At 37.7% G+C, this 23,849-nt stretch carries 23 protein-coding genes and 1 riboswitch; of the genes, 6 read left to right on the top strand and 17 right to left on the bottom strand.

Annotated elements, in window-relative coordinates; translation table 11 throughout:
- Positions 1 to 42 precede the first annotated feature (42 nt).
- Complete coding sequence (locus tag CD138_RS00550) at positions 43 to 567, top strand: DUF2529 family protein (RefSeq protein ID WP_019169280.1); 525 nt, start codon at positions 43 to 45, stop codon at positions 565 to 567.
- Positions 568 to 714: 147 nt separating this feature from the next.
- Here the strand turns inward: CD138_RS00550 and CD138_RS14105 are convergent, their stop codons facing one another.
- The 5 genes from CD138_RS14105 to CD138_RS00530 all read right to left on the bottom strand — a co-directional run bounded on the left by CD138_RS14105 (position 715) and on the right by CD138_RS00530 (position 6,170).
- Positions 715 to 876 carry a hypothetical protein gene (locus CD138_RS14105; RefSeq protein WP_019169279.1) on the bottom strand — a complete coding sequence of 54 codons (162 nt, stop codon included), beginning with the start codon at positions 874 to 876 and terminating at the stop codon, positions 715 to 717.
- A gap of 125 nt (positions 877 to 1,001) precedes the next feature.
- A complete protein-coding gene (gene glpT / locus CD138_RS00545) occupies positions 1,002 to 2,360 on the bottom strand; it encodes a glycerol-3-phosphate transporter (RefSeq protein ID WP_019169278.1) in 1,359 nt (452 codons plus the stop codon).
- Between the two features lie 190 nt (positions 2,361 to 2,550).
- Positions 2,551 to 4,164: a CTP synthase gene (gene pyrG, locus CD138_RS00540; RefSeq protein ID WP_019169277.1), complete on the bottom strand. Its 1,614-nt coding sequence runs from the start codon at positions 4,162 to 4,164 to the stop codon at positions 2,551 to 2,553.
- Between the two features lie 331 nt (positions 4,165 to 4,495).
- Complete coding sequence (rpoE, locus tag CD138_RS00535) at positions 4,496 to 5,038, bottom strand: DNA-directed RNA polymerase subunit delta (RefSeq protein WP_019169276.1); 543 nt, start codon at positions 5,036 to 5,038, stop codon at positions 4,496 to 4,498.
- A 268-nt stretch (positions 5,039 to 5,306) separates the two neighbouring features.
- The gene (locus tag CD138_RS00530) at positions 5,307 to 6,170 is read right to left on the bottom strand and encodes a GNAT family N-acetyltransferase (RefSeq protein ID WP_019169275.1); all 864 of its coding nucleotides are present in this window, start codon (positions 6,168 to 6,170) and stop codon (positions 5,307 to 5,309) included.
- Between the two features lie 171 nt (positions 6,171 to 6,341).
- Between CD138_RS00530 and CD138_RS00525 the strand changes: the two genes are divergently transcribed.
- Complete coding sequence (locus CD138_RS00525; protein WP_019169274.1) at positions 6,342 to 7,934, top strand: BCCT family transporter; 1,593 nt, start codon at positions 6,342 to 6,344, stop codon at positions 7,932 to 7,934.
- A 472-nt stretch (positions 7,935 to 8,406) separates the two neighbouring features.
- Here the strand turns inward: CD138_RS00525 and CD138_RS00520 are convergent, their stop codons facing one another.
- Complete coding sequence (locus CD138_RS00520; protein WP_019167199.1) at positions 8,407 to 8,769, bottom strand: VOC family protein; 363 nt, start codon at positions 8,767 to 8,769, stop codon at positions 8,407 to 8,409.
- Positions 8,770 to 8,865: 96 nt separating this feature from the next.
- Here CD138_RS00520 and coaW point away from each other — a divergent pair, with 96 nt between their 5' ends.
- On the top strand, positions 8,866 to 9,663 hold the full coding sequence (gene coaW, locus CD138_RS00515; protein WP_019167198.1) for a type II pantothenate kinase: 798 nt from the start codon (positions 8,866 to 8,868) through the stop codon (positions 9,661 to 9,663).
- Between the two features lie 811 nt (positions 9,664 to 10,474).
- Here coaW and CD138_RS00510 read toward each other — a convergent pair.
- From CD138_RS00510 to CD138_RS00500, 3 genes are all read right to left on the bottom strand, one after another.
- Positions 10,475 to 11,146: a DUF2750 domain-containing protein gene (locus tag CD138_RS00510; RefSeq protein WP_019169569.1), complete on the bottom strand. Its 672-nt coding sequence runs from the start codon at positions 11,144 to 11,146 to the stop codon at positions 10,475 to 10,477.
- Between the two features lie 118 nt (positions 11,147 to 11,264).
- Positions 11,265 to 12,455, bottom strand: coding sequence for an L-aspartate--L-methionine ligase LdmS (gene ldmS / locus CD138_RS00505; protein WP_019169568.1), 1,191 nt, complete (start codon positions 12,453 to 12,455; stop codon positions 11,265 to 11,267).
- 3 nt (positions 12,456 to 12,458) lie between these two features.
- Entirely contained in the window at positions 12,459 to 13,637 is a 1,179-nt protein-coding gene (locus tag CD138_RS00500) for a M20 family metallopeptidase (protein ID WP_026066923.1), read from the bottom strand.
- 105 nt (positions 13,638 to 13,742) lie between these two features.
- Positions 13,743 to 13,848: riboswitch (SAM riboswitch) on the bottom strand.
- A 290-nt stretch (positions 13,849 to 14,138) separates the two neighbouring features.
- On the opposite strand from CD138_RS00500, the gene CD138_RS00495 reads away from it, so the two are divergent.
- Positions 14,139 to 14,609 carry an S-ribosylhomocysteine lyase gene (locus CD138_RS00495; protein ID WP_019169566.1) on the top strand — a complete coding sequence of 157 codons (471 nt, stop codon included), beginning with the start codon at positions 14,139 to 14,141 and terminating at the stop codon, positions 14,607 to 14,609.
- A 62-nt stretch (positions 14,610 to 14,671) separates the two neighbouring features.
- On the opposite strand, the gene CD138_RS00490 is transcribed toward CD138_RS00495, so the two are convergent.
- Positions 14,672 to 15,025 carry a DoxX family protein gene (locus CD138_RS00490; protein WP_019169565.1) on the bottom strand — a complete coding sequence of 118 codons (354 nt, stop codon included), beginning with the start codon at positions 15,023 to 15,025 and terminating at the stop codon, positions 14,672 to 14,674.
- Between the two features lie 11 nt (positions 15,026 to 15,036).
- Positions 15,037 to 16,338 carry a pyrimidine-nucleoside phosphorylase gene (locus CD138_RS00485; protein WP_019169564.1) on the bottom strand — a complete coding sequence of 434 codons (1,302 nt, stop codon included), beginning with the start codon at positions 16,336 to 16,338 and terminating at the stop codon, positions 15,037 to 15,039.
- 217 nt (positions 16,339 to 16,555) lie between these two features.
- On the opposite strand from CD138_RS00485, the gene deoD reads away from it, so the two are divergent.
- Positions 16,556 to 17,266: a purine-nucleoside phosphorylase gene (deoD, locus tag CD138_RS00480; protein WP_019169563.1), complete on the top strand. Its 711-nt coding sequence runs from the start codon at positions 16,556 to 16,558 to the stop codon at positions 17,264 to 17,266.
- A 126-nt stretch (positions 17,267 to 17,392) separates the two neighbouring features.
- Here the strand turns inward: deoD and CD138_RS00475 are convergent, their stop codons facing one another.
- Both CD138_RS00475 and nhaC read right to left on the bottom strand, forming a co-directional pair.
- Positions 17,393 to 17,797, bottom strand: coding sequence for a thiol-disulfide oxidoreductase DCC family protein (locus CD138_RS00475; RefSeq protein ID WP_019169562.1), 405 nt, complete (start codon positions 17,795 to 17,797; stop codon positions 17,393 to 17,395).
- A 60-nt stretch (positions 17,798 to 17,857) separates the two neighbouring features.
- Positions 17,858 to 19,288, bottom strand: a complete 1,431-nt coding sequence (gene nhaC, locus CD138_RS00470) for a Na+/H+ antiporter NhaC (protein WP_019169561.1) — start codon at positions 19,286 to 19,288, stop codon at positions 17,858 to 17,860.
- A 282-nt stretch (positions 19,289 to 19,570) separates the two neighbouring features.
- Here nhaC and CD138_RS00465 point away from each other — a divergent pair, with 282 nt between their 5' ends.
- Positions 19,571 to 19,777: a hypothetical protein gene (locus CD138_RS00465; RefSeq protein WP_019169560.1), complete on the top strand. Its 207-nt coding sequence runs from the start codon at positions 19,571 to 19,573 to the stop codon at positions 19,775 to 19,777.
- A 326-nt stretch (positions 19,778 to 20,103) separates the two neighbouring features.
- Here CD138_RS00465 and CD138_RS00460 read toward each other — a convergent pair whose 3' ends face one another.
- The 4 genes from CD138_RS00460 to CD138_RS00445 all read right to left on the bottom strand — a co-directional run bounded on the left by CD138_RS00460 (position 20,104) and on the right by CD138_RS00445 (position 23,753).
- The gene (locus CD138_RS00460) at positions 20,104 to 21,468 is read right to left on the bottom strand and encodes an EVE domain-containing protein (RefSeq protein WP_019169559.1); all 1,365 of its coding nucleotides are present in this window, start codon (positions 21,466 to 21,468) and stop codon (positions 20,104 to 20,106) included.
- Positions 21,469 to 21,545: 77 nt separating this feature from the next.
- Positions 21,546 to 21,782, bottom strand: a complete 237-nt coding sequence (locus CD138_RS00455) for a hypothetical protein (protein WP_019169558.1) — start codon at positions 21,780 to 21,782, stop codon at positions 21,546 to 21,548.
- Positions 21,783 to 21,798: 16 nt separating this feature from the next.
- On the bottom strand, positions 21,799 to 22,737 hold the full coding sequence (gene manA / locus CD138_RS00450; RefSeq protein ID WP_019169557.1) for a mannose-6-phosphate isomerase, class I: 939 nt from the start codon (positions 22,735 to 22,737) through the stop codon (positions 21,799 to 21,801).
- 311 nt (positions 22,738 to 23,048) lie between these two features.
- The gene (locus tag CD138_RS00445; RefSeq protein ID WP_019169556.1) at positions 23,049 to 23,753 is read right to left on the bottom strand and encodes a FadR/GntR family transcriptional regulator; all 705 of its coding nucleotides are present in this window, start codon (positions 23,751 to 23,753) and stop codon (positions 23,049 to 23,051) included.
- Positions 23,754 to 23,849 lie beyond the last annotated feature (96 nt).

The raw sequence follows: 23,849 nt of genomic DNA, 5'->3' as shown, positions 1-23,849 counted from the left end.
TTTATATATATACAAAAGTGATTACAAATGGAGGGAAAATGAATGTCAAAAATGCTTACGACACAATTAACAGGTGTATTTAATCGACTCGATCAACAAGAATTGGATATTCAAATGGCTGCACAAAGTTTGATTCAAGCAATGGGTGGCGAAGGACATGTTTATGTTAAAGGTTATGGGGATTTAAAATGTTTTGAGCCGTATGTCTTAACGAGTTTTGAGAAATTGCATTCAAGCTTGGCGTTGGACGATTGTCCTTCGTTTGATGTGTTAGATACGACAGATAGAGTGCTATTGTTTGGTGCGGAATATAATGATGAAATGGCAAAAGATTTGGAGCAGTTGATCGCGGATGACCGTGATGTTGTGGTGATTACGAATAAACCTAAAGACGTTGCGTTGCCAGATCATTTGATGCACTTTATCAATTTATCGACACCACGACCGATTGTTTACACAGAAGATTATGATAAAGTCGTCCAACCTCATCTTATCGCGTTGAATTATGTTTATTATGAAATTTATACGCAAATGGTCGAAATGATGCGCGATTTAGATTTGGAATAGCATTTATTTGCAATGCTTACTTTGAATTATGTGCTATTTGAAAATATGCAACACGATACACAGTTCACTTTTATACACTAAAAATGTCCTTGTTTATTGACGACATTTTTAGTGTATAACACTTCTTAATCAAATGATGCCTCTATGTTACTCCTCCTCTTTCTTTTTGAACACATACTCAATGACAGAATAAACGACTAAAGTCATGATGCTAATGATGCAAGTCTCAATGATCATTTCGTTCCAAATAAAGTGAGTGACTAAAATAGATGCAATGATAAACCAAATGAATTTAAGCCAGAATTGCATTACGATACACCTCCACTTGTTGCACATTTTATCATTCATCTCAAATGTATAAAAATGTCATTTAATAATGGTATATAAAAAGACAAGCACCTCTTAAAAATGAAAAGATACTTGCCTTTTTAGATTTAATGTACGACTTCTTGTCCACGCTTATTCCACGTGAAGATAAAGCTAATCATCGCTAATACACTCACAATTGTTAATAAAATGAAGCCTGCACTCCATCCCATATGATCCACAATCGCACCCATCACAATGTTAGCCATTACAGCACCACCAAGGTAACCGAATAAACCTGTTAAACCGGCTGCAGTCCCCGCTGCTTTTTTCGGCACATAGTCCAATGCCTGTAAACCAATCAGCATTACTGGACCGTAAATTAAAAAGCCGATCGTAATTAATGCAAGATTATCAATAAGTGGATTGCCTGGCGGGTTAAGCCAATAAACAACAACCGCAATCGTTACACCAATCATGAAAATAAAGCCTGCTGGACCACGACGGCCTTTGAACACTTTATCGGATAACCAACCACAAATGAGTGTCCCTGGAATACCCGCCCACTCGTATAAGAAGTAAGCCCACCCTGATTCTTTCATATCAAAGCTTTTCACTTCGCTTAAATAGAGCGGTGCCCAGTCTAACACGCCGTAACGTACAAAGTAGACGAAAATATTGGCAATCGCGATAATCCATACCCATTTATTGTTAAGCACGTATTTGAACAAAATTTCTTTCGTCGTCAATTCTGTTTCAAATGTCTCTTTCTTTTGTGTTGGATAATCATTACGATATGCTTCAATTGACGGTAGACCTTCTGATTGCGGCGTATCACGCACTAAAACGTATGACGCAATAGCAATCACAATCGCAACGAGCGCTGGATAAATAAACGCCCCTTCAAAGCCTTGTAAATAACCAAAGCTCAGTGAACCTGTTAAATAAATCCCGAACAATGCGATTGGCGCCATTAATCCGCCACCCACATTATGCGCCACGTTCCAAATGGCTGTCTTACTTCCACGTTCACTCACACTAAACCAATGCACGAGCACACGACCTGAAGGCGGCCATCCCATACCTTGGAACCAACCATTGAGGAATAGCATGATGAACATGATCGTGACACTTGATGTTAACGCCGGGATGAAACCCATAAGCAAGTTGACGATAGCTGTTAATACAAGACCTAGCGTTAAAAAGATACGCGCATTACTTCTATCACTGACCGTCCCCATCACGAATTTACTAAAACCATAAGCAATCGAAATCGCGGATAACGCAAAACCAAGTTCCGCTTTTGAGAAGCCCATGTCAGCTAAGTACGGCATGGCGATAGAAAAGTTTTTACGTAACAAGTAATAACCTGCATAGCCTAAAAAGATACCGATAAACACTTGTAGCCTTAATTTTTTATACGCTTCATCTTGTTGACTTTCTGGCACAGGTGCTGCAGCTGCAGGCGGTTTTAAAAACTTAAACATATGTATCCTCCCCTTTATTATTAAAAAAATATTAATTTCATGTAAAGTTTATGCATTGTCACAAAGTTTGTCAATCGCATTTTTACAACTTTGTAAGGGGTTTCAACTCAATATAACGATTTTCTTTATTAACATAAGAAAAAGACTGGGAAAACATAATATCCCAGTCCTCTTCACGTGCGCTATCACTCTATTTCGTTTTATTTTGTTGTAATACAGCCGCTTCGATAAATGATTTGAAAATCGGTTGCGGACGGTTTGGTCTTGATAAAAACTCTGGGTGGAATTGACATGCGATAAAGAATGGATGTTCTTTTAACTCAACCATCTCTACTAAACGACCGTCTGGGCTTGTACCTGAGAAGATCATGCCTGCCGCTTCAAGTTGTTCTCTGTATTCGTTGTTGAACTCATAACGGTGACGATGACGTTCTTCCACTTCTGTTTTTCCGTAAATTTTTTCAGCTAATGACCCTTCTTGAATCGTACATGGGTATAAACCTAAACGTAACGTACCCCCTAAGTCCTCGATATCTTTTTGTTCTGGTAATAAATCGATCACTGGATATGGTGTGTTCGGATCTAACTCAGCTGAGTGCGCGCCTTCTAGACCTACAACGTGACGTGCATATTCCACTGTCGCAAGTTGCATGCCTAAACAAATACCAAAGAACGGAATCTGTTGCTCACGTGCGTATTTAATCGCTGAAATTTTACCTTCACTTGCACGGAAACCAAAACCACCTGGCACGAGGATACCGTCTACATCTGATAAGTATTCTGCAGCGTTCTCATCATTCACTTCACTTGAATCAATCCAACGAATGTCGATATCTTTCATGAATTGGTAACCCGCATGTTTGAGTGATTCTGCAACAGAAAGATACGCATCTTGTAATGATACATATTTACCTACAAGACCAATTGTCACTTTACCTTCTAAGTTATTCACAACACGTAATAAATGATTCCATTCATCAAGTTGTGTATCGCGGTCAACATGGAGTCCTAAACGCTCAATGACGATATCATCCATGTTTTGATGACTTAATTGTAACGGAATTTCGTAAAGTGATTCTGCATCGCGACATTCGATGACACTTTCTTTATCAATGTCACAGAATAAGGCAATTTTATCTTTTAAGTCTTGTGTCATTTCATATTCTGTACGTACAACGATTAAGTCAGGTTGAATCCCTAAACCACGTAATTCTTTCACACTATGTTGTGTTGGTTTGGTTTTCATTTCGCCTGCAGCCTTAATGTATGGCAGTAATGTACAGTGCACATACATCACGTTGTCACGACCTAAATCACTCTTAATTTGGCGAATCGCTTCGATAAATGGTAAAGATTCAATGTCCCCTGTTGTTCCACCGATTTCAGTAATGACAACATCTGCATTTGTACTTTCCCCAGCGAGTAACAAACGTGATTTAATTTCGTTAGTAATGTGTGGAATGACTTGGACTGTCCCACCTAAGTAGTCACCACGACGCTCTTTTTGTAACACGTGTGAATAGACTTTCCCAGCCGTTACATTTGAGTATTGATTTAAGTTGATGTCGATAAAACGCTCATAATGACCTAAGTCTAAATCCGTTTCTGCACCGTCATCTGTTACGAAAACTTCCCCGTGTTGATATGGACTCATTGTACCTGGATCCACATTTAAATAAGGGTCGAATTTTTGGATTGTCACCTTTAATCCTCTATCTTTTAATAAGCGTCCTAGTGAAGCGGCCGTAATCCCTTTACCTAATGATGAAACCACGCCACCAGTTACGAAAATAAATTTAGTCATAATTCCATTTCCTCCTCGTTTGTTGTCAGAAGTACCTTTCAAAATGTAGGGGTGAATTTGTCTACCAATCATTGTGATGTGCTGGACAGCATTCTCATTTTTAAAGTTGAGAATTTTTTAATGTCTACAAGCTTTAATAAAATTAAAAAAGTTCCCACTCACAATATCATGATTGTAAGGGGAACCTTAACGATAGATGAGACTCACTATTTCAGAGCCATCACTACTTTCTATCGTCTACATTTATTTATCCGTCCTAATTAAAGGAGCCCGAATAAAATTTTATCATGTTGTCGTAAAAAGTCAACAAACTTTATTTAGAAATTAGAAATTAAAACGTTTCTTCCTCTTCATCTTCTTCAAGTTCATCGTCTTCATCGTATGTTTCATCAATGTCTTCTTCGTCTTCTTCAACGACGAGGTCTGACTCTTCAATTTCATCTTCAACACGTTCATCTTCAGGATCATCTAAATCCTCTTGATCATCCGTACGATTTGGAATGTTGTCATCGCCTTCCAAATCATCTTCACCTAATAACGTTAAGTTTTTATCTTCTTCGTCTTCTTCATCAAGAATATCGAATTTTTGAATTGTTGGTGCGATTTTTTCTTCGATATCGTCTACTGAATACCAATCGCGAAGCCCCCATACGTTATCACCTACACTTAAAAAACGGCCATCCGTATTTAAATCTGTGTAGAATTGAACGACACGGTCTTCAATTTGTGCATCTTCGTAATGACCAATACGTTTAAACTCATCAATAATATCATAAAGGTTCATTGTTGTGTTTTGTTCACTTAAAAGCGTATAAGCCATATCAATAAATGATTTTTCATCAACCATTTCTTGAGTGTAATCTTGTAATTTCATCAGCACATCTTCCTTTCAAAGGTTAACATTTCTCTTCATTCGAATACTTCAATTTGTAAAAAATAGGCGCGTATGACCGTCACCTCGTGATTATGTTGCGCTACATGCAGACACATCTAGAGCTTGATAGATGCGTTTTAAACTTCGACTTTAACAAAATTAAATTATAAATGACTGCTGATGATTTCGCAATGTTTTCAGTGAGATTTTTCGAAGTCACCTGAAATAGATGGCATGCGGACATATGTTTGAATAGCGATGTAAGCTACTAATAATTAATGTATTTTTCAAAAGTGACATAATCATCCGTCGTCACTGTCTCAACAAAATTACTTTTCAGAAACAATGGTGTGAGCTGATGATTAGGTCCAAATAATGTGACTTCAATCACTTTCGTATCGTGATTTTCTTTTCTTACATATGTCGCCAATTGACGGAGTGCATTTTGCGCGATTCCTGTATCTCTATGTGCATCATCGACATAAAGTGCACGAATAATCAGACGTTCATTAAACGCTTCAATCGCTAAAAACCCTACTTTTTGAGCATCTTTCATTAAGTTTACAATTTCAATCGATCCTACATTTGACACATCACTCTTTTTTAACTTTAAAGACGAGACATACTTATGATCCAAATCAAGATAATACAGTCGCTCCTTACCAATTGGCCCCTCTTCTTTCGTTGCCGTATGCATAAAGCCAGCACGTTCATATACATTCCAAGCCGCTTCATTTTCTGCATCCACGACTAAGTACAAATGATTAAAATCCGGAAAAATCATTTGTACATACTCCGGCAATATCATCATAATCTTCGTACCGTAGCCATTCCCTTGATATGCTTCATTGATTGACAACGAGCGAATGTAGACGACTTCATAAGGTGTATCGTAGCCTTCGTGTTGATAATGTTGATGCAATACAAAAAAACCAATCACTTCATCTTGATCATTCAACACAATGTTTGCAACTCTGTTTTTATCATTTAATGCATCATCTAATACTTCTTTGGGTAATGAAGAATAGATGCGTTGTCGTTCACTTAATTCAAATTGATACAAAGCGTCACGGTATTGCTTATCATATAATTGTATAGTAATATCATCAAAACGTTTACTTTTAATTGTCATTATTTTGACCATCCCTTTATTTTTTTGTTCATCATATATATTGTTGACATAATTAAAGGGATTTAAACAAATATTTATAGTGAACGTTTAGAACTTTTATCTTTGGCTGTTTCATTGCTATTTTCACGAAACATCATCCCTTAATTTCGTAGTATGAAGAAAGGAGTTCACATGAAGAAGCACAACAATTTAAAGAAAAAGAATCGCAATTTTGTTTATGCCGTTTCATTCGGAATTATTTTAATACTTACGCTATTAGCGGCCATTTTTCCTAAAACATTTGGCGCATATGCACAACATACATACGATGCGCTTGCTTTAAACTTTGGCTGGCTCTTTCTAATTATTGTTTTTGTACTTGATATTTTCTTAATTTTCTTAGCAGTTTCCAGATATGGCCGTTTCAAATTAGGTCGCGATGATGAAGAACCCGAATTTTCGTTTATATCGTGGATTGGGATGCTGTTTTCAGCTGGCTTAGGTGTCGGGATTGTCTTTTGGGGTGTTGCAGAACCATTAACACATTACTTACATTCGCCATTTCCAAATTCAGTCGACGGTCAATCGGTCGAATCTGCACGCCTCGCGATGGGATACACTTTTTTCCATTGGGGGATTTCGCAGTGGTCTATTTTCGCAATGAGCGGTTTAATTGTCGCCTATTTCCAATTTCGTAAAAATCGTGATGGTCTCATTTCAACTGCGATGGAACCTGTTTTTGGGGAAACGTATAAACGCCCTTATCGTAATATCATTGATATTTTGGCGATTATCGCGACAGTGATGGGGATTGCCACGTCGATTGGTCTCGGTATTTTGCAAATTGCAGGTGGCTTGAACCATGTCTTTAAAGTTCCGAACACATCGCTCACTTTAATTTTAATTACGGTGCTCATGACGCTCATTTTCCTCGGTTCTGCTTTATCAGGCATTAATCGCGGCGTCAAATGGTTGAGTAATTTAAACATCATGATTGGTGCGTTGCTCTTGCTATTTATTTATATTTTTGGTGATTTGCGCTTTATCGTTGAGACATTCACCGTGTCTATTGGCGACTATTTGACACATTTTATACAGTATAGTTTACGAATGGATCCTTATACAGGTGATAATTCATGGATTCAACAATGGACAGTGTTCTACTGGGCTTGGGTGATTTCTTGGTCGCCATTTATTGGAGGTTTTGTTGCGCGTGTCTCAAGAGGACGAACAATCCGTGAATTTGTCGTCGGTGTCTTAATTATCCCACCGTTTATTTCGTTTTTATGGATATCTGGTTTTGGTGGTACTGCAATCAATTGGGCATTGCATCACCAAGATGGAATCGAAAAAATTGTCGACCAAGATTATACGGTTGCACTTTTTGAATTATTAAGTAAGTTTCCGTTATATGAAGTCACAAGTGCATTAGCGATTATTTTAATTTTCACTTTTATCGTTACCAGTGCAGATTCGACAACACATATCGTATCAGGTATGGCAACTGGCGGTGTTGAAAATCCAAAACGTAAGCATAAAATGGTTTGGGGGATTTTAATTGGTGCGATTTCCGTTTCATTAACTGTTGCGGGAGGACTTACAAGTTTACAAACCGCATCTGTTGTGACAGGTTTACCATTCTCAATTATTTTATTTCTGATGATTTTCTCATTGATGAATGCATTGAGACGTGAGCATACGAAGCATTTTAAAATGACACATATTGATGACGAAAAAGACTTTTCTCGTACAATAGAAGAACGTGAACGAGATAATGAGATGTAAGTTCGTCAATTGATTTGGGGGGTGGGACATAAAAAATTTTGATGATATTGATGCAATATATTGTTTAACTTGCCCTTCCGCTTTAAATTGTATTTTTGATTGCCTTCATGGCTTCCCTTTCTTAGGGGCTGGCCCTTCAACTAACTAACGCTTAATTAAACTATTACATTTGTTGAAGCGTTAGTGGATTTTCCGGACCAGCTGATCCCTCAAGAGTCTCAGCCTTCTGGCAATCATACTCCAAATACAGGAGCAGAGGGCAAGTTTCTGATATGAAGACAATCCATATCATCCAATTATTGCGTCCAATTCATCCTCGTTTTCGTCGGTATTATCATCAATTGTAGATATAGCTCCACGATAAATAGGACTGGGAAAACTTAATGTCTCGGTCCCTCTTCATGTTATCAATTCAATCGCAAGAATGGCTAAGACTTAAAGATTTCCATTTCTCAGCCGTTCTTGCTTATTTTTATTCAAAATAGTTCATGAGCCAATTGATGCCGTATCGATCTGTGACTTGACCGTGAATCGCACCAAAGAAAGTCTTTTGCAGCGGCATATGCGGATTTCCTTCTTCACTTAATGCCTCATAAACACGCTGTTGTGCCTCTTGTTGGTCAAAAGTTAGAATCAAATTGTATCCTGTACGTTCAATCGGTTTCCCGTAATTTGAAGATAAATGTAATGTGATACCCTCTGAAATTTCTAACTCTACATGAAGCCATTGCCCCTCGTGTTCATTTAAAACTTTGCGTACACCTCCAAACGTATTTTCGTAAAACTGTGCTGCTTCTTTTACATCACTCACAATGATATATGGACTTAATTGCACTATTATTCCCTCACTTCTTATCAAATTTAGTCTTGTAATTTCGTCATTATCATATAGTATATATTGGTGATAAACAATTATTTTGAGGTGACAAATATGCGTATAGGTATCGATGCGGGCGGCACGTTAATTAAAGTAGTCATTGAACAAGATGGTGCACGTACTTTTAAAACATACCCCACTACAGAACTACAAACCGTGGCGGATTGGTTGAATCAAGAAGGTTGTGAAGACATTCATATGACAGGCGGCAATGCGAAAGCTTTAAGTGAATTACTTCATTGCCAACCTCAACAATCTATCGAATTCGATGCAGCTGCTAAAGGGGTACAAATCTTATTAGAGGAACAAAACATTCAAATTGAACAATATATTTTCACCAATGTCGGCACAGGCACATCACTTCATCTGTCTGATAGCAAAGGACAAAAACGTGTCGGAGGTATTGGTACAGGTGGCGGTATGATTCAAGGGCTCGGCTATTTATTAACAGGTATTACGGATTACCAACAATTAACAGAAATGGCACAACAAGGCGATCGTGACATCATTGATTTAAAAGTTAAACATATTTATAAAAATGATACGCCCCCTATTTCTGGTGAGTTGACAGCCGCAAACTTCGGACATGTGTTACTTAATATGGACAAAACATTTACAAATGCAGACAAAATTGCTTCTGTCATCGGGGTTGTCGGTGAGAGTGTGACCACGGTTGCTATTCATGTCGCTCGAGAACATCAAGTTGAAGACGTCGTGTATATTGGTTCTTCATTCCAAGATAATCCATTACTACAAAAAGTCGTGACGGATTATACGATTTTAAGAGGATTTAAGCCGCATTACTTACAAAATGGTGCTTTCTCAGGTGCATTAGGATCGTTATATTTATAAAACATAGCTAGAACACAAAAAATAGGATAGTCTTAAATGACTTATTTGATATCATTGCCCCATTGATAACCTTTTTAATTTTCACAATTGCCTCCATAGACTCGCGTTCTTCCAGGGACTCGTCCATTTTAGCAATTTGAATTTAAATGTTGTGTATCAATGAGGGCAAATTTTATTAATGTAGAAAATCAATTTTTTATCTAATGTACCTTAATGGGTTGTACAATTTCATACTCTGATTTTCACCCATCATAGAAGAGGAGCTCGGAAACTCAATTGTGTCCCGGCCCCTCTAATTTTTATGAACTTATATCGATTAATGGTGATAAAACAGTGGAAAAACGTGAGTGACTTGATGTAAAAACTGGATGCTTTTGATTGTCTTCATATCAGAAACTTGCCCTCTGTTCCAGTATTTGGAGTATGATTGCCAGAAGGCTGAGACTCTTGAGGGATGAAGTTAAAAACAAAATAACGTCAATTAACTTTGATAGTGGCTACTGTTTAACGCAGTAGCTGTCTGACTTCTCAATCACTTAGGTTTTGAGAAGTCTAGTCAGCCTTGCGGGGGCAGTACGACGAAATCTTTGTTACACATGAGATTTCTGTACTGCTCCCAAAATCCACTAACGATTCAACAAATGTAATAGTTTAATTAAGCGTTAGTGAGTTGAAGGGCCAGCCCCTAAGAAAGGGAAGCCTTGAGGGCAATCAAAAACCACCAATCACATAGGGAGGGCAAGTTAATCAAATATACTGCTTCAATCGCATCAAAAATTTTTATTCCAACACCTATCCTATTTCATCACTTCTAAAATGTGAGTTCATTGGCGAGTTTTTGGGCTGACACAATCGTACCTACAACACCTGGCTTAATATCAATGGCCACATAACGATTGTCATCACGCAATTCATCTAACCAATCCGCAAATACTTCGCCCTCTACATCGATTAATTCAAACGTTTCGAAATCTTCTTCCGCAACTTTTTCAGCACGTTTACGCAAGCTCCAAACGGGCATAAAATGCGACTGGTCAAAGTTATCGTTTTCATCATATACAATCATAAATTGACGATCACCTTTTTGACTTAACCCATAAACTGTATCTGTTTTTGCCACATCTTGCACAAATTCACGAATACGAATGTTGTCTAAATCTGTCATCAAATCATTTGTCGCTTCTACAATTTTAATTTCATGACCTTCTGCATTATCAGTTACATTAACCAATGCCTCATCTTCTTCATCAAACATCTCGTCCAATTCGTAAGTCGCAAAACGGTCAATATCCATTGTTTTAATTTTGTCATATTCTATATTCAAATTATCTAAATAGGCTTTGGCTAAAGATTCACGTGTCCAAAAGCAAAATAGTAATTTGTCATTATGACGGTGCTTAATCATTTTTTTATCTTTAACAGCAGTAAAAAATTGTTCGTTTGTCAGTATATCTTTATAAAAACGCTCATTCTTGTATGACATGACTCTGCTCCTTTTTCAATCAAAATCAATGACAAATATAAACGAGACATCGCTATTCGTCAAATTTCGATGGTTTGGTCTTCTCTTTCCACTATAACATACTCGAATGCATCATGTTTTAAATGCCTGCACGTACTTTAAATTGACTTTCATATGCTTCAATTTGTTCTGGACTGTCGGCATGCCAAATGCAGCCAAACCTTGAATTGACATGTTTGTTTTCATACCAATCCCCATCATAATATGAAAGTGGATACAGGACACCTCGTTCGACGAAATGATGCACTGCTTCAAAAAAGCGCGCGTTATCTCCATTCGCAAAATAACTGTAAAACTTATGATGTGGTCCTGTGAGTTTGTCCTTGAGTAACAACATGCTTGTCGACCCATTTTGTCTAAAATTCAAATCAATGGCAAAGACATCTCCTTCTTTATCGACGAGTAAATCAAATCCCGCAATGCCGATAAAACCTTTCTTTACTGCGATGTCCATAATTTCATATCCTGCTTGGATGACCTTTTCAGGCACAGTGATGGCATTGACATTGCCGTTATAAAAACCATAATCATTGGTCAGTTGTTGTGCAGCACCTAAATAGACGATGCCGTCTTTAGGGTGTCGTGCAAATTGGACGCAATAGTTATCGACCGCTTCGACACATTGTTCGATGATTAACGTGTCTGTCGCCGCTTCAGCTTGTTCGACACGTGCGATAGCTTTTTCTAAATCTTCCTCGTTATAACAAATCATGACGCCGTAACCCCCTGCTGTCGGTAGGTCGTCACCCGGTTTAATGACGAGTGGTAATTCCCATTGTTTGACTGCCGCTTTAAAGTCTTTAAATGCGACAATTTCACGCTCAGGGACATATTGGCCATCCGTCCATTTAGGGATTAACGATTTATTATTCAAGTCTTTAAACAGTTGCTTATCCATTGCGTAATGTTTCGCATCAACAATATCGTCACCATGGACATATTGAAAATAAATCGCGCGCGCTTCGTCTTTTGTCAGTCGTTTTAATGTTTGTTCATAGCTCTCTTGATCATGAAACGGAATGACATCTTGTGGAATTGTTTCACCAATCAACTGAAATAATTGTTGTAATTTGTCCGTAATACTCGCTTCATGTACGATGACTGGTAATTGAGCAATGAGTAATTCACGCCCTGTTAAAAAATTAGATTGATGTTCATCTGGTGCTAACCAAGGATTCGAAACATATGAGGGTCTAGACGTATATACGATGTTGGTGTCATAAATTTCTCCCATTGTTAATTGACTACGATATTGAATATGATGTGTCATGGATTATTTCTCCCTTTTATGTTGGTGCTCCTTTTGTATCTCTGTTAATAACGTTGTATCTTGTATTAATTTTGCCCCCATTAATGCGATGATTTTTGCACCTTTAATCAAGGCATCATCCCCCATCGGACTCACCGCTGCTTCACGAAAACGATGGGTATGACCGACTAAACTTCTCGGCCCAATTTTGACATGCGGATGAATGGTAGGTACGACATGGCTGACATTCCCCGTATCCGTCGAGCCGTAACCAAAATCATCATGACTGACTTCTTCGCCCAGTTCCGTTGCATAGTGTTCAAACAATTGATCGAGCAACGGAGCTTTAATGAATTCGTTGACGCCATTTTGAATCGGTTCAAATTCAAAATCACAACCCGTCTGTATCGCTGCCCCTCGCGCAATATCATGTACTCTTGAAGTAAGTATATCCAAGTCTTTTCTCGTCGTCGCACGTGTATAAAAACGCGCATGTGTAAAGTCCGGTATGATGTTTGCTGCTTGACCGCCATCTAAAATGACACCGTGTACACGCTCTGTCTTTTTAATATGTTGACGCAATTGTGCAACACCATTAAAATAGCTCAGCATTGCATCTAAGGCATTGCGTGCTTCCTCCGCATTTTCCGAAGCATGCGCGCTTTGTCCATAAAATTTGATGTCTAAGACATCGACGGCAAGGGTCGGAATCGTCGGATACGTTTCATTACCCGGATGGATCATTAATGCAACATCAACTTCATCAAATAGCCCTTCTTTGACATAAGATGCCTTTGCACTTCCATTTTCGCCGCCTTCTTCTGCTGGACAGCCAAACAAAATAACTTTTCCTCCGATGTCATCCACCACTTGTTTTAACGCAATCGCCGCGAACATACTCGATGTCCCAATAATATTATGACCACATGCATGGCCTAAACCTGGTAATGCATCATATTCAGCCAGATAACTGATCGTTGGCCCCTCAACTTCTGAATCATATGTCGCAATGAATCCTGTCGAATGCCCTGCAATATCGCGTTCTACTTCGAAATCATGTGCTGTTAAATGTTCAATCAGTAGGCGCGATGCAAAAATTTCTTCATTTCCCAGTTCGGGACGTCCATGTATTTGATGACTCATATCTATATAGTCCCATTTATGTTGATCGATATAATCTAAAATACGTTGTTCTATCGTTATTGACATGTTGGTTCCTCCTTAAACAAAAAATGTTATCCCAAACTACATCCAACACTAACATTGATAAGTGTGACTGATGTATATTTGCGATAACATCTCTGCCTTCATTTATCTTTCAGCATTTACACTGTTGGAATTCGCACCTTTATCGTCATCCGATGAGGTTGCTGGGTTTCATAGGGCCAATTCCCTCCACCACTCTTGATAAATATTGATTCAATTTTGTAATTATTTTAACGAATTTTTCGCACTTTGTCATGTTATTTTTAAAACTCTTCGAAATTTTCTTACGATATTTTATTCTTTAAGGTTCACGTTACTCATGTCCTATACCATTGTCGCGTATCAAATTTTTTGCTACATCAATCCTTACTAAACGACTCGTAATAATAGGTTTAAAGCTCTTTTCCCTATTATACCGCGATTTAAACTCATTGCTTGTCCCTTTCATCTTCATTTGAATATGTTAAAATAGATTTAAACATGAAGGAGGTCATACCAATGCCAAAAATGAACGTTGAAAGTTTTAACTTAGACCATACGAAAGTTGTTGCACCATACATTCGTCTTGCAGGCAAAATGCAAGGTTTAAATGGAGATGACATTTATAAATACGACATTCGCTTCAAACAACCGAACAAAGAACATATGGAGATGCCAGGGCTTCACTCTTTAGAACATTTAATGGCTGAAAATATTCGTAATCACTCAGACAAAGTAGTCGATTTGAGTCCAATGGGTTGCCAAACTGGTTTTTACGTTTCGTTCATTAACCATACCGATTATGATGACGTGTTAAACATTGTCGAAAAAACACTACAAGATGTTTTAGCAGCAGATGAAGTGCCAGCTTGTAATGAAGTACAGTGTGGTTGGGCTGCTTCACACTCATTAGAAGGCGCAAAAGAAATTGCACAAGCTTTCTTAGACAAACGTGACCAATGGCATGACGTTTTCGGAACAGGCAAATAAGCATTAAAAAACCGAGGAACAACACAACATTAACTGTGTCATTCCTCGGTTTTATTGTTCAACTATAGTTTCTTAATGATATACATGAGTACAAATTGTAAAGGAAGACGTCCGTATCTCGCTGTATCAGATAACGGTTTGTCCCCTAATGGCAATTTTTTACGCGCCATATAAATATTTGCTGGAAAAACGGAAAGTAAAAATGCATTGATCCAGTTTTTCAATGTGTTTGATGGGCGTCGTAATACTAATAACACGCCAATCACGATTTCGCATACACCTGTCACGAGTACGGCTGTTTTACGTAACGGTAAATAGGCTGGTACGATATTTCTAAACTGGCGCTCTCTTGTAAAGTGGAGTACGCCAATCGCCATAAATGCAAAACCTAATACGATTCGACCGAGTTGTTTCATCTTATCATCCCTTATTCAGTAATGATTGTATGGATAAGCTGAGGTTGTTCTGCGTGGTCTGAAATCGTAATGTTATCATACAATTTTTGTTTCACTTGTTCGACATCTTCACTATTCGCATAAATCGTTAATAATGATTCGCCTTCTTCTACACGGTCTCCAACTTTTTTGTTCAGTACAAGACCTACTGCTAAGTCAATGACATCTTCTTTCGTTTGACGACCCGCACCTAACATCATTGAAGCAATACCGATTTCATTGGCAATCATTTCTGATACAACACCGCTACGTTTTGCCGGTAATTCAAATTGATATTGTGCAGTTGGTAATTTTGAAGGATCGTCTACAACAGATGCATCCCCACCTTGATTGCTTAAGAACGTTTTGAATTTTTCAAGTGCTTTTCCGTTATCAATCACTTCTTGTAACATACCACGTGCTTCATCTAAATCTTTCGCTTTTTGAGCCAACACAACCATTTGAGAGCCTAAAGTTAAGACAAGTTCTGTTAAATCTTCAGGACCTTCACCTTTTAATGTATCAATCGCTTCTTGCAACTCAAGCGCATTACCAATCGCACGACCGAGTGGCTGGCTCATATCAGAAATAATCGCCATCGTTTGACGACCCACTTGGTTACCAATTTTAACCATTGCATGTGCCAATTGTTCTGCATCTTCTACTGTTTTCATAAATGCGCCGTTACCAGTTTTAACGTCCAATACGATGGCGTCTGCACCGGCAGCGATTTTTTTACTCATAATTGATGATGCGATTAATGGAATAGAGTTCACTGTCGCTGTCACATCACGAAGCGCATAAATCTTTTTATCTGCAGGTGTTAAATTACCTGTTTGACCAATGACAGCCACTTTATCTTCATTCACTAACTTCACGAATTCTTCTTCAGAAATTTCAACATGGAAGCCTTCTACTGATTCTAATTTATCGATTGTACCACCTGTATGGCCTAATCCACGACCACTCATTTTCGCAACAGGTACATCTAACGCGGCAACTAATGGTGCAAGAACAAGTGTCGTCGTATCACCTACACCACCTGTTGAATGCTTGTCGACTTTAATACCCTCAATATTAGAAAGGTCAATTTGATCGCCTGATTCAACCATCGCCATCGTCAAATAAGCACGTTCTTCATCAGTCATATCTTGGAAAAAAATGGCCATTGCTAAACTAGACATTTGATAATCAGGAATGTCATCATTGGTATAACCATTCACGACAAATTCAATTTCTTCTTTCGTTAATGCATGTCCATCCCTTTTTTTTGCAATAATATCTACCATTCTCATGGCTATTCCCTCTTTTCTATTTCATTTTAAAGTACCTTAATTATTGTATACGCTTTTATTATATACGAATGACTAGGATTGGTGAAATGAAAGAATTGCCGATTATTTGTCAATTCATCAACTTTTATTCATATGCTGCCCACAAAACTTCGTCGACATTTAGCGACACATCTGTTATCTTTAAAGTGATAATAACGAATTAAGGAGATGTTTTAAGATGACTCAAGCCACACCACACATTCAACCTAATGGTAAAAAAATCGCAAAAACTGTTTTAATGCCAGGTGATCCATTACGCGCTAAGTTTATTGCTGAAAACTTTTTAGAAAACGTTGAGCAATTTAACGACGTTCGTAACATGTTTGGCTATACAGGTACATATAAAGGTAAAGAAATTTCTGTAATGGGATCTGGTATGGGGATTCCAAGTATCGGTATTTACTCATATGAACTTTACAACTTCTTTGATGTAGATACGATTATCCGTATCGGTTCTTGTGGTGCAATGCAAGAAGATATTCAACTTTACGACATTATTATTGGCCAAGGTGCATCAACAAACTCTGATTACGTTGACCAATTCCAAATTCCGGGTCACTTCTCACCACTTGCTGACTTCGATTTAGTTGTGAAAGCAAAAGAAAAAGCAGATGAAATTGGTGCACGTGCTCACGTAGGTAACATTTTATCTTCAGACACATTCTACAATGCAAACCCTGACTTCAACCAAAAATGGATTGAAATGGGCATTTTAGGTGTTGAAATGGAATCTGCAGGTTTATATTTAAATGCAACTAAAGCAGGTAAAAAAGCATTAGGTATTTTCACAGTGAGTGACCATTTACTCCGTGATGAAGCGACAACAGCAGAAGAACGTCAAAATTCTTTCACACAAATGATGGAAGTTGCGTTAGAAATCGCTGAATAATCATTGAAAAAGCCACCTCACATGACAAATGTAGGTGGTTTTTTATGATTCAAATATGGAAATAGAACTCAAACCAAAATAAACCCGATAACTACGAAAACAGTTATCGGGTTTTTATTAGATAGCTTATTCTTTTGTAGGAACTTGGATTTGTTCGAAAAACGATTGTTCATAAGCATTGGCTTTAGCCCAAGTTGTTTTCCACATTTTATCTCGGTTATCCGCAAACAATTGATAACCAAAATTTCTCAATGGTTTTGGAACGAGCCACAGTAATGCGGCGAGCCACTTATAACCATCTAACGTAAAAATCAATTTTGCAATCGCTGTAGATTGAAATGTAAGCCGGTCCCCTTCCTGGAGTACCACGCTATTATATTCAAGTACTTCAGGGTGTGCCTTTTTCAATGCTTCCCCTGCTGTACTTTTTAACGGCACAAATTGATAACTTCTAGAAAGTCCATGACGTATCAACCAAATGGCATAATTATAACAATAAATACAACGATCATCGTAATAAACAATTGGCATATCATCACCTCTTCCTAGTTATACCCAATTTTCATATCATTTATCATATGTCATGTTTGTTTAATTTGTCGCTTCTTGTTGTTGATAATATGATTTTTCAGCTGGCGACATTTTCACAATTTTAAATCCTGTGAAGCCATAAATAATTGAAATAATCGGTACAATAAAGTTTAATATCGCAAATGGGCCATATTGACTGACAGAAACGCCTAATGTTGTAAAGATAAACACACCACACGTGTTCCAAGGCACGAATACTGACGTCAACGTACCACCATCTTCTAATGCGCGCGATAAATTTTTAGGATGAAGCCCTTTATCGATAAATGTTGAGACGTACATACGTGATGGCACGATAATCGAGATATATTGTTCAGAACAAGATAAATTCGTACCTACACATGAAATGATTACAGATGCGATTAATGAACCAGTATTTTTCGCAAACTTTAATACAACGGAAATCAGTGCTTTTAACATGCCTGAATATTCAAGTAAGCCACCAAACGTCATCGCAACCAATGTGAGTGAAATCGTATAGAACATTGATTCGAGACCACCACGATTAAAAAGTTCATCAATCGTTTTATTGCCGGAATCAATTGTAAAACCAGTTTGCAATACTTTGACTGCGTTAACGAGAGTATCCCCTTGCACAAAAATTTGTGTAAAGAATCCAAGCACTATCCCTAACACAATCGCTGGGATGGCTGGCACTTTAAAAGCTACTGCAATAATGACAATCAGGGGTATCAACAGTAACCACGGTGAAATAACAAATGCATCTTGAATGCCGTTCATAATCGTATCAATTTTTTGTTGTTCTAAATGATCACTGCCATACATTTGTCCCATCACAAAGAAAATGATGAGCGAAATAATCAAACCTGGAATTGTCGTATAAAACATGTGACGAATATGGTCGAATAAATCCACATTTGTTAACCCTGAGGCAAGGTTCGTCGTATCTGATAATGGGCTCATTTTATCACCAAAATATGAACCTGAGATAACAGCACCTGCAACCATACCTGGTGATAAGCCCATGCTCATCCCGATTCCCATTGATGCCACACCGACTGTCGCCATGGTAGACCAACTACTCCCTATTGCTAACGATACGATACCGCAAATAATCACAACTACAGCTAAAAAATATGTAGGGGAAATCAATTTTAAACCGTAGTAAATCATTGCCGCAACAACCCCGCTGCCAATCCATGCCCCGATAATCAATCCGACAAGCATAATGATTACGACAGCCGGTAAAGCATGACGAATCCCTTTATACATCATTTCTTCAACTTCTTCCCAACGATAACCATGCGCCAATGTAATAATAATCGCGACCGTTGTACCGATGAGCAGTGGAAGGTGTGGTGGCTGTTGAAGCTTAACAACAGTATAAAGCATGGCACCAATCATAATTGTAAGTGTCAACAAAGCGTACCACACATTAATTTCTTTTTTAACTTTAACTTTCTTTTCCATTTGAATTCCTCTCCCCTCGAATTTATATTTATTCATTTATATGTATAAATATAATACGACAAGTACTAGGATGCTTCAATACTAAATTTCACTTTTCCTTAAAAATCATTATACACATTTTTTCGTTTTATTAGAAAGCGTTTTCATTAAATAGATTGAAAATGTTAAATAAACAGTAAGGACTATCCAAAATTTTATTCCGCTATGATTGCTTTTTTATGATTTGGATCATTGAGTTACTTTTGATACGATTAATTTATCAAACGATGAAGTAGGTGTTTTATGGCACGCATCCGCAATGCAGATTGGAAGTTATATTTCAAGCTCTTCCTTATGTTTGCGCCTTTGACAGTGATGACAGTCATTTACTTACCAGGAGACTATAAAAGTTTAGCAATGGTTTGGGTGTTCATTTTTTGGATTTGTTATCATGTGTTGCGTTTAAAAAAGACGAGAAACCAAAACACCCAAAAGAAACATCAACCATGAAATCATTCAATGATCTAAGCACCCACAAACGACGCCTTTGATATATGTTTAACAAATGAAAAAACGCGTGCATAGCGTGATTTTAACCCTTGCTTTGCATTTTTCAACCTCCAATGAGTATATTTTACGAAGATGAGTGTGCACTGTACACACGATTCCCCTTACTATTCTACCAAATAGTGAGGGGAATTTTTGTGTTGGCAAAAATTGCATATGCTTCCAACATCTTGAAACGTGCAGCGCGGTTAAAGTAACCTTTATATGTCACTCACGATATAAAATTAAAAAAAAGACATTCAGCCTCTCAACTGAATGTCTTTTTTTCATTAATGTTTCACTTGTACAATACGTGCATATTTCAAAAACTGAGCCGGATACTTCGCCTTCACTTCTTGTGGCGTCAAATAAGTCACACCAACAATATGCCAATTTGGATTAAATCGATAAAAAGAGTCTTTCTCCATACTCCATTTCACCATCGTGCCATTTTTGTTATAGCGTGGTAACGTCATTTCATGCCCCTCTAAAACGTTAATGAAAGTTTGAAAAATATCTGCATCGATACGTTCAAATTGATCAATCACGAGAAATTGACGATCCGTCTTAGGCATCAACTCAGTAATGAAACCTTCTCTATAATACAATGCGCCTGCTTCATTAGGTAAATATCTTCCGTACAGCATCTCTTCAGAAAAATCAGGATGTCCCACTGTAATGACTGATGTGGCATTCGCTTTTTCAACAAGTGTTTTCGCAGATTTCAGACCTTCTTCTTTATCGTGCGCTAACAATAAAATGAAAGGTTTAATCTCATCACCTTGTTGGCCTACCTCTGCAGTTGTAACGGCCTCGAATTGCCCTTTTAAGCCATCATTTTCGCTCATTTCCATAATCGCATCAAATTGCGTCGGTGTCAGGCTGGCAATGGCTTGTTTGGCGTTTTCTTGTAAGAAGTACAGATTTTTAAGTTTCGGATGCTTGTTCAATGTCATCAAACTAACAGGTGGGATATCTTCTACGTAACGAATTTCGATAGCTGTACTGTTCGTTCTTCCCGCTTCTGGTGGTCTTGTATGAATATGATGCGCGACTTCTGCACGACCAATAACAGACTGATTAGAATAACGGTTATAGATGACAATCTGGTCACCGACTTCCAATTGTGTGTAATGATGATAACCATTTCTTTTAATCCCATTAATCGTATGTGTATAAATCGTATACGTTTCATCGGGCTCAAAGTTTTCAGTTTCCGCCATAAAGAAATATCGTGGAATAGAAATGTCACCACTACCTAGCCCTTTGATCAATTCGAATTCGTCATAAGAAATCTTATTGAACAATGTTTCTTTCATATTGTTGATACGAAACTCTAGCGGTTCACTTCTTTTCAAATAATCTGTCGTTAATGCTTTAAACGTTTCAACAAATTTGAACTCAACATGTATTTTATTTTGTGCGCCTGTTTGAACATTGGTAATCTCACCCCAACCGAGTAAACCGGCATCTGTTTGCACTTGGTAGAAGATGACCCTATCACCGACTTTGGCTTGTTTAAAAGCACGAAACCCTTGTGTTGGATTAAACTGTGCTCCTGATTCAAATACTGTTTTTTGTCCAACGAGTGGTTCATTGTGATTCCATCGATTATAACCACAATTCAGCCAAAAATAATTCGTTTCTGCTGTCATGGTAACATTGTATCTCCTTTTTAATTATTTTATCTCATTTATTATAAAAGTATTGTCATCAAACAACAATGCTTTTTTTATCCGTGAATGAGTTGTAATAAGCCCGCGACGACTGGAAATAAATTAATCATGATGCCACCGAGCTTTAACATTGGGCTAATGTCACTTCGAGGTAAAGTCCATAATGTCGCAATGATGCCTATCATCCCAATAATAACCGGAAAGACAAGAGACGGAAATAGCGGCGCTTGAAAGAAAATCGTTGCACCTGCTATGACGCCACATATTAATGCGATATACAGTCCAATTTTCATAACAATCTCCTATTCTTTATACGTAACTCACCATCAATGTAAAATCGCCTTCAAATACATTGTCCAAATCTTCTGCTGTTAAAATTAAATGATTTCCTTTTTGAATATCATAAATTTCGCCATCAGAAATGAGTTGACCTTGGCCTTCAAGCACAGAGACTAATACAAACTCTCGTGGCTTCATATAATTCAACGTGCCACTAATCTCCCATTTTGCTACGGTAAAAAAGTGATTTTGTACAAAAATCGTACATTTATGATTTTCAATGACTTCCGTTTGAGGAATCACATTCGGACTTTCATCACCAATTTGAATGACGTCCTTACATTTTTCAAGATGAAGTTCGCGCTTCTTTCCCTCTTTATCTACACGATCATAATCATAAATACGGTAAGTGGTGTCTGATGACTGTTGTGTTTCTAAAATCATAATCCCGTCACCAATTCCGTGCACCGTTCCAGCTAGTACAAAGAAAAAATCACCTTTTTGTACAGGAACACGCTTAAATAGCCGCTCAAATTCACGTTGATCTAACATCTCGTTTAAAGCTTCACGTGATTCAGCATGCGTCCCATAAATAATTTCAGCACCTTGTTTGGCATCAAGGATATACCAACATTCCGTTTTGCCATATTCACCATTTTCGTGTTCATAGGCATACGTATCATCTGGATGAACTTGGACAGATAACTTCTCTGTTGCATCTAATATTTTTGTTAATAAAGGAAATTTCTTAGTCGGAAATTCACCGAACAATTTCGGTTGATTTTCCCACACCTCATCTAATGTTTGTCCTTTGAATGGGCCATTTAAAATGCGATTCGCACCATGTGGATGAGCAGAAATTCCCCATACTTCACCGGTATGGTCACTCGGTAAATCATAACCAAATTGTGCGAGATTTGTTCCACCCCAAATTCTTTCCTGAAATACAGGTTCAAGTAATAATGGCATTGGGGATCACCTCTCATTCTTTCATAGTTTGCTAATATTCATTATGTATGTTAAATATGATTTTTGGACATGCCTTCGAAATCTTGGATAGATAAAGGTTTCAAAATGCCCTCCCAATTTGGATAACTTAAACTGAAATCAACGCCAATGTCAGCACGTTTTCAATTCAGCTATCACTGCCTTCTGTCAAACCTAAAAGGGTAGTGTTGAGTCGACGACACTTGATGTAATGACTCAACAAAATAGCACATTAATCTATTGTCATTGTATCATATCTAAAATAAAAGCGCTTCATCGTCCATGAACGCATATTAATGTTCGTTAACGATATAGTTTTCAACCAGTGTTTGACGAATTTCTGCTAAGTGCGCCGTCATCAAATTTGCAGATGATGCACTGTCTTTATTTTTAATCGCTTCTAAAATAACACGATGTTCTTCCATTAATTTTTCCATCGTCTTTTGTCGACTATAAATATAGATGTGTCGCGTCCCTTTCATCGTCTGTTGTATCAAGTCAGCAATATTATTCAATAACTCATACAACAAATGGTTATCGGACGCTTTGGCGATAGCGAGATGAAATTTCAAATCCCCTTCTTCTCCAGACTGATGGTGCGCAATAGCCCGATTCATTTCATCTAAAGCTTCTTCCATCACTTGAAGTTCTTCTTCTGTACGCCTTAAAGCTGCTAATCTCGCTGTGGCAACTTCCACCACTTCTCGTAATTCTAAAATTTCACGCACTCTTTTTTGTGTCAGTGCTTGTGAAGTAAAGTCAAAAAGTTGTGGTTGCTTTTGTTTAACGAAAGTGCCATAGCCATGTTTAATATCAATTAATCCTATAATTCGTAATGCATTCAGTGCTTCACGTATTGACGCATTACTCACCCCATATTCTTCAGCCAACTTTTGTATCGAAGGTAAGCGGTCACCCTCTTTCAACACACCATCTTCAATTTGTTGGATCAAAATATCTGCAATTTGCTCATATATTTTTTGATTTGAAATCTTCATTTATGCCTCCACAACCCTTCGACATTATTTTATCAAAAAAATAGCGCTTTCACTTCAATATTGTCACCTTGATAGACAATATTTTTACATTTTAAG

This window comes from Staphylococcus intermedius NCTC 11048, assembly GCF_002902385.1.
GTDB lineage: Bacteria > Bacillota > Bacilli > Staphylococcales > Staphylococcaceae > Staphylococcus > Staphylococcus intermedius.
The sequence above is the reverse complement of the archived record's forward strand: the minus strand, read 5'-3'. Positions and strand labels throughout refer to the sequence as shown.